The organism is Pseudomonas sp. VA159-2, assembly GCF_024126635.1.
Lineage (GTDB): Bacteria > Pseudomonadota > Gammaproteobacteria > Pseudomonadales > Pseudomonadaceae > Aquipseudomonas > Aquipseudomonas muyukensis.
Genome location: NZ_JAMYBV010000020.1, coordinates 19361 through 32063 on the forward strand (window position 1 = coordinate 19361; position 12703 = coordinate 32063).

Here is a 12703-nt window from a genome sequence, read left to right on the forward strand (position 1 = left end):
GTAGAGCCTGATGAAACACGAAGTCGTTGAGAAAAACATAGGCCTGATGGCCCTGCTGATGGTGTTCGCCGTCAGCATCGGCGGCCTGACGCAAATCGTCCCGCTGTTCTTCCAGGACGTCACCAACAAGCCGGTCGAAGGCATGAAGCCCTACACCGCCCTGCAACTGGAAGGCCGCGACATCTACATCCGCGAAGGCTGCGTGGGCTGCCACTCGCAGATGGTCCGGCCGTTCCGCGCCGAGACCGAGCGCTACGGCCACTACTCGGTGGCCGGCGAGAGCGTGTGGGACCACCCGTTCCTGTGGGGCTCCAAGCGCACCGGGCCGGACCTGGCCCGCGTCGGCGGCCGCTACTCGGACGACTGGCACCGCGCGCACCTGTACAACCCGCGCAACGTGGTGCCGGAATCGAAGATGCCGTCCTATCCGTGGCTGGTGGCCGCGGCGGTCGACAACAGCCACACCGACGTCAAGATGCGCGTCCTGCGCAGCCTCGGCGTGCCCTACAGCGACGACGACATCGCCGGTGCCAAGGACGCGGTCAAGGGCAAGACCGAGATGGACGCGCTGGTCGCCTACCTGCAGGTGCTCGGCACCGCGATCAAGAACAAGAGGTGAGTGCGATGGACCTAGACATCGGCATGATCCGCGGCCTGGGCACCCTGGTGGTGATGATTGCCTTCATCGGCCTGTCACTGTGGGTGTTCAACCGCCGCCGCGACCGAGATTTCGCCGAAGCGCGCCTGCTGCCCTTCGTCGACGACCGCCTGCCCCCCGCCGGGCAGGAACCTGCCATGAGGAGTAACGGGCAATGACCACCTTCTGGAGTACGTATATCAGCGTACTGACCATCGGCAGCCTGATCGGCCTGACCTGGCTGCTGCTCAGCACCCGCAAGGGCCAGAGCAGCGACACCACCGACCAGACCATGGGCCACAGCTTCGATGGCATCGAGGAGTATGACAACCCGCTGCCCAAATGGTGGTTCTGGCTGTTCGTCGGCACCCTGGTGTTCTCGGTCGGCTACCTGATCCTGTACCCGGGCCTGGGCAACTGGAAGGGCATCCTGCCCGGCTACGAGAACGGCTGGACCCAGGTGGACGAGTGGCAGAAAGAGATGGACAAGGCCGACGCCAAGTTCGGACCGATCTTCGCCAAGTACGCCGCCATGCCTGTGGAGGAAGTGGCCAAGGACCCGCAAGCGCTGAAGATGGGCAGCCGCCTGTTCGCCTCCAACTGCTCGGTGTGCCACGGCTCCGACGCCAAGGGTTCCTACGGCTTCCCCAACCTGACCGACAGCGACTGGCGCTGGGGCGGCGACGCCCAGACCATCAAGGCGACCATCATGAACGGTCGCCATGGCGTGATGCCGGGCTGGTCCACGGTGATTGGCGAGCAGGGCGTGGCCGACGTGGCCGCGTTCGTGCTGACCAACCTCGACGGCCGCCAGCTGCCGGCGGATGCCAAGGCCGACCCGGTCAAGGGCAAGGAGATCTTCGCCAGCAACTGCGTGGCCTGCCACGGGCCTGAAGGCAAGGGCACCCCGGCCATGGGCGCGCCCAACCTGACCCATCCGCAGGCGTTCATCTACGGCTCGAGCTTCGCCCAGCTGCAGCAGACCATCCGCTACGGCCGTCAGGGCCAGATGCCGGCCCAGGCCGACATCCAGGGCAACGACAAGGTCCACCTGCTGGCGGCGTATGTGTATAGCCTTTCGCAGGAGCAGACGCCTGAAACCGTAACCGCCAAGTAACACCCCCGTGGAAGCGGGCTTGCACCGCGATGGCATCAGCGCCAACGCCGTCACCGGGCAAGCCCGCTCCCACGAACCTTCTCCCCGCGCTCCTTCCTCCGCGCCTTGCACCCCCTCCGAACACAACTAAGCTTGTTGCCACAGTGGCTCCGCTCGCAGCGACCGGAACAGACGTGGTGCACAGCCTGACATCACGCATCGACTCCACGCTCACGCGCCTGCGGCTTTGGGATGACGCCTTGCGTGCCCGTCCCCGTTTAAAAGCTTGACCGATCGATCAGAAAAATATGGAAAACGGTACACATTACAAATATTTGTTTGTGTACAATCGTTCGACCCCAACGCCACGGGACGGTGGCGAAACGGGTCTGGACACGGGTCGGCGCCCGATCCCTTGCGTTGCCATAACCCTGGTGGTTATCGATACTGGCGCCGATTTACCAACCAACAAGAACACCCAAACCGTGGAACCTTAGAATGAGCACTGCAATCAGTCCGACTGCTTATAACTATAAGGTCGTCCGCCAGTTCGCCATCATGACGGTGGTCTGGGGGATCCTTGGCATGGGGCTCGGCGTCTTCATCGCCTCGCAACTGGTATGGCCCCAGCTCAACCTGGACCTGCCATGGACGAGCTTCGGCCGCCTGCGCCCGCTGCACACCAACCTGGTGATCTTCGCCTTCGGTGGCTGTGCCCTGTTCGGCACCAGCTACTACGTGGTGCAGCGCACCTGCCAGACCCGCCTGATTTCCGACAGCATGGCCGCCTTCACCTTCTGGGGCTGGCAGGCGGTGATCGTCGGCGCACTGATCACCCTGCCGATGGGCTTGACCACCACCAAGGAATACGCCGAGCTCGAGTGGCCGCTGGCGATCCTCCTGGCCATCGTCTGGGTCACCTACGCCCTGGTGTTCTTCGGCACCATCGTCAAGCGCAAGACCAAGCACATCTACGTCGGCAACTGGTTCTACGGCGCCTTCATCGTGGTCACCGCGATGCTGCACATCGTCAACCACATCTCGCTGCCGGTGAGCCTGTTCAAGTCGTACTCGGCCTACGCCGGCGCCACCGACGCGATGATCCAGTGGTGGTACGGGCACAACGCCGTGGGCTTCTTCCTCACCACCGGCTTCCTGGGGATGATGTACTACTTCGTGCCCAAGCAGGCCGAACGCCCGATCTATTCCTATCGCCTGTCGATCGTCCACTTCTGGGCGCTGATCACCCTGTACATCTGGGCCGGCCCGCACCACCTGCACTACACCGCCCTGCCCGACTGGGCCCAGTCGCTGGGCATGGTGATGTCGATCATCCTCCTGGCACCGAGCTGGGGCGGCATGATCAACGGCATGATGACCCTCTCGGGCGCCTGGCATAAGCTGCGCACCGACCCGATCCTGCGCTTCTTGGTGGTGTCGCTGGCGTTCTACGGCATGTCCACCTTCGAAGGCCCGATGATGGCGATCAAGACGGTCAACTCGCTGTCGCACTACACCGACTGGACCATCGGCCACGTCCACGCCGGCGCCCTCGGCTGGGTGGCGATGATCTCCATCGGCGCGGTCTACCACATGATCCCGAAACTCTACGGTCGCGAGCAGATGCACAGCGTCGGCCTGATCAACGCGCACTTCTGGCTGGCCACCATCGGCACCGTGCTGTACATCGCCTCGATGTGGGTCAACGGCATCACCCAGGGCCTGATGTGGCGCGCCATCAACGACGACGGCACCCTCACCTACTCCTTCGTCGAAGCCCTGCAGGCCAGCCACCCGGGCTTCATCGTCCGCGCCCTGGGCGGTGCGTTCTTCGCCTCCGGCATGCTGCTGATGGCCTACAACGTGTTGCGCACAGTCCGCGCCGCCAACCCGGTACAGGCTGAGGAAGCCGCCAAGATCGTCGTCGTGGGAGCGCACTGATGAAGCACGAAGCAGTCGAGAAGAACATTGGCCTGATGGCCTTCTTCATGGTCATCGCGGTGAGCATCGGTGGCCTCACGCAAATCGTCCCGCTGTTTTTCCAGGACGTCACCAACAAGCCGGTCGAAGGCATGAAGCCGCGCACCGCGCTGGAGCTCGAGGGCCGCGATATCTACATCCGCGAAGGCTGCGTGGGCTGCCACTCGCAGATGATTCGCCCGTTCCGTGCCGAAACCGAACGCTACGGCCACTACTCGGTGGCCGGCGAGAGCGTGTGGGACCACCCGTTCCTGTGGGGCTCCAAGCGCACCGGGCCGGACCTGGCCCGCGTCGGCGGCCGCTACTCGGACGACTGGCACCGCGCGCACCTGTACAACCCGCGCAACGTGGTACCGGAATCGAAGATGCCGTCCTACCCCTGGCTGGTCGAGCACAAGCTCGACGGCAAGGACACCGCCAAGAAGATGGAAGTGCTGCGCACGCTTGGCGTGCCCTACACCGACGAAGACATCGCCGGTGCCAAGGACGCAGTCAAGGGCAAGACCGAGATGGACGCCATCGTGGCGTACCTGCAAGGCCTTGGCACCCTCATCAAGAGCAAACGGTGACCATGATGGATATCGGGATGATTCGCGGTCTGGGCACCGCGCTGGTGCTGGTGGCCTTCGTGGGCCTGGCGTTGTGGGTGTTCAGCCCACGGCGCAAGAAGGATTTCGATGAAGCGACGCAATTGCCGTTCGCGGACGATCCCGAGGCCATCCGGCACCTCGAGCAAGCACGAGCTTCTGGGAGCAAACAACAATGACAACCTTCTGGAGTCTGTACGTCAGCGTCCTGACCCTGGGCACCATCTTCGCCTTGACCTGGCTGCTGCTGTCGACCCGCAAGGGCCAGCGCGAGGAAATCACCGACGAAACCGTCGGCCACGCCTTCGACGGCATCGAGGAGTACGACAACCCGCTGCCGAAATGGTGGTTCTGGCTGTTCGTCGGCACCGTCGTCTTCGCCCTCGGCTACCTGGTGCTCTACCCCGGCCTGGGCAACTGGAAAGGCATCCTGCCGGGCTATGCGTACCTGGATAACGACAAGCAGACCGAGTTCAGCAACGGTCAGGCCGGCTGGACCGGCGTGCACGAATGGGAAAAGGAGATGGCCAAGGCCGACGCCCGCTTCGGGCCGATCTTCGCCAAGTTCGCCGCCATGCCGGTGGAAGAAGTGGCCAAGGACCCCCAGGCGCTGAAGATGGGCGCGCGGCTGTTCGCCTCCAACTGCTCGGTGTGCCACGGCTCCGACGCCCGCGGCGCCTACGGTTTCCCCAACCTGACCGACAACGACTGGCGCTGGGGCGGTGAACCGGAGACCATCAAGGCCACCATCATGAATGGTCGCCACGGGGTGATGCCGGGCTGGGCCACGGTGATCGGCGAGCAGGGCGTGGCCGACGTGGCCGCCTTCGTGCTGACCAACCTCGATGGCCGCAAGCTGCCCGAAGACGCCAAGGCCGACCCGGTCAAGGGCCAGCAGATCTTCGCCAGCAACTGCGTGGCCTGCCACGGCCCCGAAGGCAAGGGCACCCCGGCCATGGGCGCGCCCAACCTGACCCACCCACAGGCGTTCATCTACGGTTCGAGCTTCGCCCAGCTGCAACAGACCATCCGCTACGGTCGCCAAGGGCAGATGCCGGCCCAGGCGCAGATGCAAGGCAACGACAAGGTGCACTTGCTGGCAGCCTATGTGTACAGCCTGTCGCATCAGGCGGAACCGGCCAAGGCCGAGTAAGGCAGGCCAGGCCGCTCAAGGATGAATCCGCTCCTACCACCCCCTGTAGTAGCGGATTCATTCCTGATGAGGCCAGCAAACTCAGCACCAGCTGACCTGAATCAATTGACACCCGCCCTATCACGATTCACACCACAAACCCAACGCGACTAAGTGTCGCAGCGCGCCCCAGGCATGCCATCACAGGCGTATCATGGGCCGCAGAGCGCTAGCAGAACGCGCGAGACTGCGGCCGGCAAGCACTGGCCGCGGCATTTCTCCACTGCCGTGGGACTTGATGATGAGCAAGCAAATTCCGGTACATGACGTCACCCCGCCTGCCAACAAAGGGAAGGATTCCGTCGATCTCTACGCTTCGCGCGAAAAAATCTATACCCGCGCCTTCACCGGCATCTTCCGCAGGTTGCGGATGGTCGGCGGCGCGGTGCTGTTCCTGCTGTACTTCGGCACCGTCTGGCTGAGTTGGGGCGGCCGCCAGGCCGTGTGGTGGGACCTGCCCGAGCGCAAGTTCTACATCTTCGGCGCCACCATCTGGCCGCAGGACTTCATCCTGCTCTCGGGCATCCTGATCGTCGCCGCCTTCGGCCTGTTCTTCATCACCGTGTACGCCGGCCGGGTCTGGTGCGGCTATACCTGCCCGCAAAGCGTATGGACCTGGGTGTTCATGTGGTGCGAGAAAGTCACCGAGGGCGACCGCAACCAGCGCATGAAGCTGGACAAGCAGCCCATGAGCGCCAACAAGTTCCTGCGCAAGTTCACCAAGCACAGCCTGTGGCTGCTGATCGGCTTCGTCACCGGCATGACCTTCGTCGGCTACTTCACCCCGGTGCGCGAACTGGTCTTCGAATTCTTCACCGGGCAGGCCGACGGCTGGGCCTACTTCTGGATCGGCTTCTTCACCCTGGCCACCTACGGCAACGCCGGCTGGCTGCGCGAGCAGGTGTGCGTGTACATGTGCCCCTACGCGCGCTTCCAGAGCGTGATGTTCGACAAGGACACCCTGATCGTCTCCTACGACCCGCGCCGCGGCGAAACCCGGGGCCCGCGGAAGAAGGACATGGACTACAAGGCCAAGGGCCTGGGCGACTGCATCGACTGCACCATGTGCGTGCAGGTCTGCCCGACCGGCATCGACATCCGCGACGGCCTGCAGATCGAGTGCATCGGCTGCGCCGCGTGCATCGACGCCTGCGACGCGATCATGGACAAGATGAACTACCCCAAGGGCCTGATCAGCTACACCACCGAGCACAACCTGTCCGGGCAGAAGACCCACATGCTGCGCCCGCGCCTGATCGGCTACGCCCTGGTGCTGCTGGTGATGATCGGCGCCCTGGCCACCGCCTTCGCCACCCGCTCGCTGGTCGGCTTCGACGTGGCCAAGGACCGCGTGCTGTACCGCGAGAACGCCCAGGGGCGGATCGAGAACGTGTACAGCCTCAAGGTGATGAACAAGGACCAGCGCGACCACGTCTACCTGCTCGACGCCGCCGGCCTGCCGGACCTCAAGCTCGAAGGCCTGCGCGAGATCCGCGTCAGCGCCGGCGACATCGTCACCCTGCCGGTGCAATTGTCGGTCGCCCCGGAGCAGCTGCCCTCGACCACCAACGAAATCACCTTCATCCTCAAGGCCGCCGACGACGGTGCCAGCCAGGTTGAAGCCAAGAGCCGCTTCATCGGCCCACAGATCCGCTGAGAGAGAGTTTCGACAATGCCTGCCGCCACCGCCGCCAGCCCCTGGTACAAGCACCTCTGGCCCTGGATCATCATCGGCATCCTGGCCACCTCGGTGTGCCTGAGCCTGACCATGGTCAGCATCGCCGTGCGCAACCCGGACAACCTGGTCAACGACAACTACTACGAGGCCGGCAAGGGCATCAATCGCTCGCTGGACCGCGAACTGCTGGCCCAGGCCCTGAACCTCAAGGCCAGTGTGCACCTGGACGAACTGACCGGCGAGGTCGAAGTGCGCCTGACCGGCAACAGTGCCCCACAGACGCTGGAGCTGAACCTGATCTCGCCGACCCAGCCGGACAAGGACCGCAAGGTTCCGCTGGCGCGCAGCGAGCCGGGGCGTTATGTCGGCCAGCTCGACGACAAGGTCCAGGGCCGGCGCTTCGTCGAATTGCTGGGCAGCCAGGACGACCATGTGTGGCGGCTGTTCGAGGAAGAGAAGGTCGAGCATGGGGTGACCTTGCAGCTGGGGGATGAAGCGCTGCAAGGTGCCGAGCACCAGCAATGAATCGCCACACCGCTGGGGGAGCCTTGCGCCCCTTTCGCGACACAAGGCCGCTCCTACAAGGAATCGCATGCCCCCCTGTAGGAGCGGCCTTGTGTCGCGAAAGGGCCGCAAGGCGGCCCCGGCAATCCCAAGCCAAAAGATAGACTCAACATGACCCACCCCACCCCCTGCTACCACTGCGCCTTGCCCGTCCCCGCCGGCAGCCGCTTCACCGCCGTGGTGCTCGGCGCGCCTCGGGCATTCTGCTGCCCCGGTTGCCAGGCGGTGGCCGAGTCCATCGTCGCCGGGGGCCTGGAGCACTACTACCAGCACCGCAGCGACACCAGCGCCAACCCCGAGGCCCTGCCGCGGCAACTGCAGGACGAGCTGGCGCTGTACGACCGCGACGACGTGCAACGCAACTTCGTCCGCCACGAAGGCGAACTGGCCGAAGCCACGCTGCTGGTCGAAGGCATCAGCTGCGCCGCCTGTGGCTGGCTGATCGAGAAGCACCTGCGCAACCTGCCCGGCGTCGCCGAAGCGCGCCTCAACCTGTCCAACCACCGCCTGCTGCTCAGCTGGGCCGATCACCAGCTGCCGCTGTCCAGGCTGCTCGCCGAGCTGCGCCAGATCGGCTACGCCGCCCACCCCTACCAGCCCGACCAGGCCGCCGAACAGCTGGCCCGGGAAAACCGCAGTGCCCTGCGCCGCCTCGGCGTGGCCGGCCTGCTGTGGTTCCAGGCGATGATGGCGACCATGGCCACCTGGCCGGAATTCAACATCGACCTGTCACCAGAGATGCACACCATCCTGCGCTGGGTCGCGCTGTTCCTCACCACGCCCATCGTGTTCTACAGCTGCGCGCCGTTCTTCAAGGGCGCCGCCCGCGACCTGCGCACCCGCCACCTGACCATGGATGTCTCGGTGTCGCTGGCCATCGCCCTGGCCTACTGCGCCGGCATCTGGACCGCGATCACCGGCAGTGGCGAGCTGTACTTCGATACCGTGGGCATGTTCGCCCTGTTCCTGCTCACCGGGCGCTACCTCGAACGCCGCGCCCGCGAGCGCACCGCGGCAGCCACCGCGCAGCTGGTCAACCTGCTGCCGGCCTCGTGCCTGCGCGTGACGACCGACGGCCAGGCCGAACGCATCCTGCTCGGCGAGTTGCAGTGCGGCGACCACGTGCAGGTGTTGCCCGGCGCGGTGATTCCCGCTGACGGGCGCATCGTCGCCGGTCGCTCCAGCGTCGATGAGTCGCTGCTGACCGGCGAATACCTGCCCTTGCCACGCCAGGCCGGCGACCGCGTCACCGGCGGCACCCTCAACGTCGAGAGCACGCTCACGGTGGAGGTCCAGGCCCTGGGCCATGACTCGCGGCTGTCGGCCATCGTGCGCCTGCTGGAACGCGCCCAGTCGGAAAAACCACGCCTGGCCGAGATCGCCGACCGCGCCTCGCAGTGGTTCCTGCTGTTCACCCTGGTGGCGGCGGCGCTCATCGGCCTGGTGTGGTGGCAGCTCGATGCGCCCCGGGCGTTCTGGATCGTCCTCGCCATGCTGGTCGCCACCTGCCCATGCGCACTGTCGCTGGCCACCCCGACCGCCCTCACCGCCGCCACCGGCACCCTGCACAAACTTGGCCTGCTGGTGACCCGCGGCCACGTGCTGGAGGGCCTGAACCAGATCGACACGGTGATCTTCGACAAGACCGGCACCCTCACCGAAGGCCGCCTGGCACTGCGTAGCGTGCGCCCGTTGGGGCGCCTGGACAGCGACAGCTGCCTGGCCCTGGCCGCCGCCCTGGAGAATCGCTCCGAACACCCGATCGCCCGCGCCTTCGGCCGTGCCGCGCGGCCCGCCGAGGCGGTCAATGCGGTGCCGGGGCTGGGCCTGGAAGGCGACATGGACGGCCAGCGCCTACGCATTGGCCAGGCCCCCTTCGTCTGTGGCCTGAGCGGCGCCGAGGTGCCCGGCGTACCCGAACCACGCGGGCAATGGCTGCTGCTGGGCGATCGCCAGGGGCCACTGGCCTGGTTCGGCCTGGACGACCGCCTGCGCGACGATGCCGCCGACCTGGTGGCCGCCTGCAAGGCACGTGGCTGGCAGACCCTGCTGTTGTCCGGCGACAGCTCGCCGATGGTCGCCGAGGTGGCCGCGCAACTGGGCGTCGACCAGGCCGTCGGCGGCCTGCGCCCGGACGACAAGCTCGCCCGCCTGAAAGCCCTGCAGGCCGGGGGGCGCAAGGTGCTGATGCTGGGCGACGGGGTCAACGATGTGCCGGTGCTGGCCGCCGCCGACATCAGCATCGCCATGGGCAGCGCCACCGACCTTGCCAAGACCAGCGCAGACGCGGTGCTGCTGTCCAACCGCCTGCACGCGCTGGTGCAAGCCTTCGACCTGGCCCGCCGCACCCGCCGCAACATTGTCGAGAACCTGCTCTGGGCGACCCTGTACAATGGCCTCATGCTGCCGTTCGCCGCGCTCGGCTGGATCACCCCGGTATGGGCGGCGATCGGCATGTCGGTCAGCTCGCTGATCGTGGTGCTCAACGCCCTGCGCCTGACCCGGCTGCCCGCCGCGGCCGAGGCGCCTGGCGAGGCGCCGCCGTCGCCTGAAAGGAAACCGCTATGCCCGCCCTCTACGTGATGATCCCCGCCGCCCTGCTGTTGGTCGGCGTCGCCGTGTACATCTTCTTCTGGGCAGTGGACAGCGGCCAGTACGACGACCTCGAAGGCCCGGCCCACAGCATCCTGTTCGACGACCAGGACCCGCGCCACCAGGCGGCCGTGAAGCACGACGAAACCAAGCCTGACGACCAGGACCCGATCCCGCGTGCCTGAGCTGATCCCCCTGCTTGGCTCGGCCCTGGTGCTCGGCCTGCTCGGCGGCGGCCATTGCCTGGGCATGTGCGGCGGCCTGATGGGCGCCCTGACCCTGGCCATCCCCCCCGAGCAGCGCGGCAAGCGCCTGCGCCTGCTGCTGGCCTACAACCTCGGGCGCATCCTCAGCTATGCCAGCGCCGGCCTGCTGCTGGGCCTGGCCGGGGTGGCCCTGGCCAGCAGCCCGCTGGCGACCGGCCTGCGGCTGCTGGCGGCGCTACTGCTGATTGCCATGGGCCTGTACCTGGCGGGCTGGTGGAGCGGCCTGACCCGTATCGAGGCGCTGGGGCGCGGGCTGTGGCGCCATGTGCAACCGCTGGCCACGCGCCTGCTGCCGGTCTCCAGCCTGTCCCGCGCCCTGCTGCTTGGCGCCCTGTGGGGCTGGCTGCCTTGCGGCCTGGTGTACAGCACCCTGCTGTGGGCGGCCAGCCAGGGCGATGCGCTGCACAGCGCGGCGCTGATGCTGGCCTTCGGCGTCGGCACCTGGCCGGTGCTGCTGGCCACCGGGCTGGCCGCCGAGCGCGTCGGCAAACTGCTGCGCAAGCGCGGGGTGCGCATGGCCGGGGGCGTGCTGGTGATTCTGTTCGGCTTGTGGACCCTGCCCGGGCCGCACCAGCACTGGCTGATGGGGCACTGATCGCAGGGCCGCCAACTGCCCTTGATACAAATCAACACAGATTCCTACAGACGCCCCTAGACTCCGGACACTGCAGCTCTATCCGGGGACCACCCACATGCTCGACGACCTACGTTGGGACGCCGACCTGATTCGTCGCTACGATCTGGCCGGGCCACGCTACACCTCCTATCCGACCGCCGTGCAACTGCACGGCGAAGTGGGCTCGTTCGACCTGCTCCACGCCCTGCGCGAGAGCCGTCGCGCCACCCGTCCGCTGTCGCTGTACGTGCACGTGCCGTTCTGCGCCAACATCTGCTACTACTGCGCCTGCAACAAGGTCATCACCAAGGACCGCGGCCGCGCCGCACCCTACCTGCAACGCCTGGAGCAGGAGATCCAGCTGATCGCCTGCCACCTCGACCCTAAACAAGTTGTTGAACAGCTGCATTTCGGCGGCGGCACGCCGACCTTCCTTAGCCATGTGGAACTGCGCCAGCTGATGGCCACCCTGCGCCAGCACTTCAACCTGCTGGACGACGATTCCGGCGACTACGGCATCGAGATCGACCCGCGCGAGGCCGACTGGTCGACCATGGGCCTGCTGCGCGAACTGGGCTTCAACCGCGTCAGCCTCGGCGTGCAGGACCTCGACCCGGCCGTGCAGCGCGCGGTCAACCGCCTGCAGAGCCTGGAACAGACGCGCACCCTGATCGAGGCGGCGCGCACCTTGCAGTTCCGCTCGATCAACCTCGACCTGATCTACGGCCTGCCCAAGCAGACCCCGGAAGGCTTCGCCCGCACCGTCGAGGAAGTCATCCGCCTGCAACCCGACCGCCTGTCGGTGTTCAACTACGCGCACCTGCCCGAACGCTTCATGCCCCAGCGGCGCATCGACAGCGCCGATCTGCCGGCACCGGCGGCCAAGCTGGAAATGCTGCACGCCACCATCGACCAACTGACCGCAGCCGGCTACCGCTACATCGGCATGGACCACTTCGCCCTGCCCGACGACGAGCTGGCCATCGCCCAGGAAGAAGGCACCTTGCAACGCAACTTCCAGGGCTACACCACCCACGGCCACTGCGACCTGATCGGCCTGGGCGTGTCGGCGATCAGCCAGATCGGCGACCTCTACTGCCAGAACAGCAGCGACCTCAACACCTACCAGGACACCCTCTCCACCGCGCAGCTGGCGACCCAGCGCGGCCTGCTGTGCAACCAGGACGATCGCTTGCGCCGGGCCGTCATCCAGCAACTGATCTGCCACTTCGAGCTGGACTTCGAGCCAATCGAGCGGGCGTTCACCATTGATTTTCGCGGCTACTTCAACGATCTCTGGCCGCAGTTGCAGGCCATGCAGCGCGACGGCCTGATCACCCTGGACGCCCAGGGCATACGCATCCTGCCAGCCGGCCGCCTGCTGGCACGCTCGGTATGCATGGTCTTCGATGCCTACCTGGCGCAGCAGAACCGCCAACGTTTTTCACGGGTGATCTAAGGGTTGTATTGAGGCGTTTCACCGCATGGACAGCGG

General features: G+C 66.0%; 13 protein-coding genes. All 13 read left to right on the top strand.

Annotated features, from left to right (window positions below; genetic code table 11):
- The first annotated feature begins 10 nt into the window (after positions 1–10).
- The 13 genes from ccoO (NJG22_RS18350) (at position 11) to hemN (ending at position 12667) form a co-directional block, all read left to right on the top strand.
- A complete protein-coding gene (ccoO, locus tag NJG22_RS18350) occupies positions 11–619 on the top strand; it encodes a cytochrome-c oxidase, cbb3-type subunit II (protein ID WP_253096495.1) in 609 nt (202 codons plus the stop codon).
- 5 nt (positions 620–624) lie between these two features.
- Positions 625–816: a cbb3-type cytochrome c oxidase subunit 3 gene (locus tag NJG22_RS18355; RefSeq protein ID WP_134691797.1), complete on the top strand. Its 192-nt coding sequence runs from the start codon at positions 625–627 to the stop codon at positions 814–816.
- Positions 813–1754 (top strand): cytochrome-c oxidase, cbb3-type subunit III, encoded by a 942-nt coding sequence (gene ccoP, locus NJG22_RS18360; RefSeq protein ID WP_253096496.1) that lies wholly within the window; start codon positions 813–815, stop codon positions 1752–1754. The genes NJG22_RS18355 and ccoP (NJG22_RS18360) overlap by 4 nt, the downstream gene beginning before the upstream one ends.
- A 477-nt stretch (positions 1755–2231) precedes the next feature.
- Positions 2232–3674 carry a cytochrome-c oxidase, cbb3-type subunit I gene (gene ccoN, locus NJG22_RS18365; RefSeq protein ID WP_217853692.1) on the top strand — a complete coding sequence of 481 codons (1443 nt, stop codon included), beginning with the start codon at positions 2232–2234 and terminating at the stop codon, positions 3672–3674.
- The gene (ccoO, locus tag NJG22_RS18370) at positions 3674–4282 is read left to right on the top strand and encodes a cytochrome-c oxidase, cbb3-type subunit II (protein WP_134693551.1); all 609 of its coding nucleotides are present in this window, start codon (positions 3674–3676) and stop codon (positions 4280–4282) included. Before ccoN ends, ccoO (NJG22_RS18370) begins: the two co-directional genes overlap by 1 nt.
- Before the next feature lie 5 nt (positions 4283–4287).
- On the top strand, positions 4288–4479 hold the full coding sequence (locus NJG22_RS18375) for a cbb3-type cytochrome c oxidase subunit 3 (protein ID WP_134693554.1): 192 nt from the start codon (positions 4288–4290) through the stop codon (positions 4477–4479).
- Positions 4476–5453, top strand: coding sequence for a cytochrome-c oxidase, cbb3-type subunit III (gene ccoP / locus NJG22_RS18380; RefSeq protein WP_253096497.1), 978 nt, complete (start codon positions 4476–4478; stop codon positions 5451–5453). The genes NJG22_RS18375 and ccoP (NJG22_RS18380) overlap by 4 nt, the downstream gene beginning before the upstream one ends.
- A 280-nt stretch (positions 5454–5733) precedes the next feature.
- Entirely contained in the window at positions 5734–7149 is a 1416-nt protein-coding gene (gene ccoG, locus NJG22_RS18385; RefSeq protein WP_253096498.1) for a cytochrome c oxidase accessory protein CcoG, read from the top strand.
- Positions 7150–7164: 15 nt separating this feature from the next.
- Entirely contained in the window at positions 7165–7695 is a 531-nt protein-coding gene (locus tag NJG22_RS18390) for a FixH family protein (protein ID WP_253096499.1), read from the top strand.
- 150 nt (positions 7696–7845) lie between these two features.
- Positions 7846–10317 (top strand): heavy metal translocating P-type ATPase, encoded by a 2472-nt coding sequence (locus NJG22_RS18395; RefSeq protein ID WP_253096500.1) that lies wholly within the window; start codon positions 7846–7848, stop codon positions 10315–10317.
- The gene (gene ccoS / locus NJG22_RS18400) at positions 10299–10511 is read left to right on the top strand and encodes a cbb3-type cytochrome oxidase assembly protein CcoS (protein WP_253096501.1); all 213 of its coding nucleotides are present in this window, start codon (positions 10299–10301) and stop codon (positions 10509–10511) included. Before NJG22_RS18395 ends, ccoS begins: the two co-directional genes overlap by 19 nt.
- Positions 10504–11187: a sulfite exporter TauE/SafE family protein gene (locus tag NJG22_RS18405; protein WP_253096502.1), complete on the top strand. Its 684-nt coding sequence runs from the start codon at positions 10504–10506 to the stop codon at positions 11185–11187. Before ccoS ends, NJG22_RS18405 begins: the two co-directional genes overlap by 8 nt.
- A gap of 97 nt (positions 11188–11284) precedes the next feature.
- Positions 11285–12667, top strand: a complete 1383-nt coding sequence (hemN, locus tag NJG22_RS18410) for an oxygen-independent coproporphyrinogen III oxidase (protein ID WP_253096503.1) — start codon at positions 11285–11287, stop codon at positions 12665–12667.
- Positions 12668–12703: the final 36 nt, after the last annotated feature.

What these genes read in the sequence shown, in the direction of transcription:
- ccoS (WP_253096501.1), top strand. Translation starts at nt 10,299, where the DNA reads ATGCCCGCCCTCTACGTGATGATCCCCGCCGCCCTGCTGTTGGTCGGC.
- hemN (WP_253096503.1), top strand. Translation starts at nt 11,285, where the DNA reads ATGCTCGACGACCTACGTTGGGACGCCGACCTGATTCGTCGCTACGAT.
- ccoN (WP_217853692.1), top strand. Translation starts at nt 2,232, where the DNA reads ATGAGCACTGCAATCAGTCCGACTGCTTATAACTATAAGGTCGTCCGC.
- ccoO (WP_253096495.1), top strand. Translation starts at nt 11, where the DNA reads ATGAAACACGAAGTCGTTGAGAAAAACATAGGCCTGATGGCCCTGCTG.
- NJG22_RS18375 (WP_134693554.1), top strand. Translation starts at nt 4,288, where the DNA reads ATGGATATCGGGATGATTCGCGGTCTGGGCACCGCGCTGGTGCTGGTG.
- NJG22_RS18355 (WP_134691797.1), top strand. Translation starts at nt 625, where the DNA reads ATGGACCTAGACATCGGCATGATCCGCGGCCTGGGCACCCTGGTGGTG.
- ccoO (WP_134693551.1), top strand. Translation starts at nt 3,674, where the DNA reads ATGAAGCACGAAGCAGTCGAGAAGAACATTGGCCTGATGGCCTTCTTC.
- ccoG (WP_253096498.1), top strand. Translation starts at nt 5,734, where the DNA reads ATGAGCAAGCAAATTCCGGTACATGACGTCACCCCGCCTGCCAACAAA.
- NJG22_RS18395 (WP_253096500.1), top strand. Translation starts at nt 7,846, where the DNA reads ATGACCCACCCCACCCCCTGCTACCACTGCGCCTTGCCCGTCCCCGCC.
- NJG22_RS18390 (WP_253096499.1), top strand. Translation starts at nt 7,165, where the DNA reads ATGCCTGCCGCCACCGCCGCCAGCCCCTGGTACAAGCACCTCTGGCCC.
- ccoP (WP_253096496.1), top strand. Translation starts at nt 813, where the DNA reads ATGACCACCTTCTGGAGTACGTATATCAGCGTACTGACCATCGGCAGC.
- ccoP (WP_253096497.1), top strand. Translation starts at nt 4,476, where the DNA reads ATGACAACCTTCTGGAGTCTGTACGTCAGCGTCCTGACCCTGGGCACC.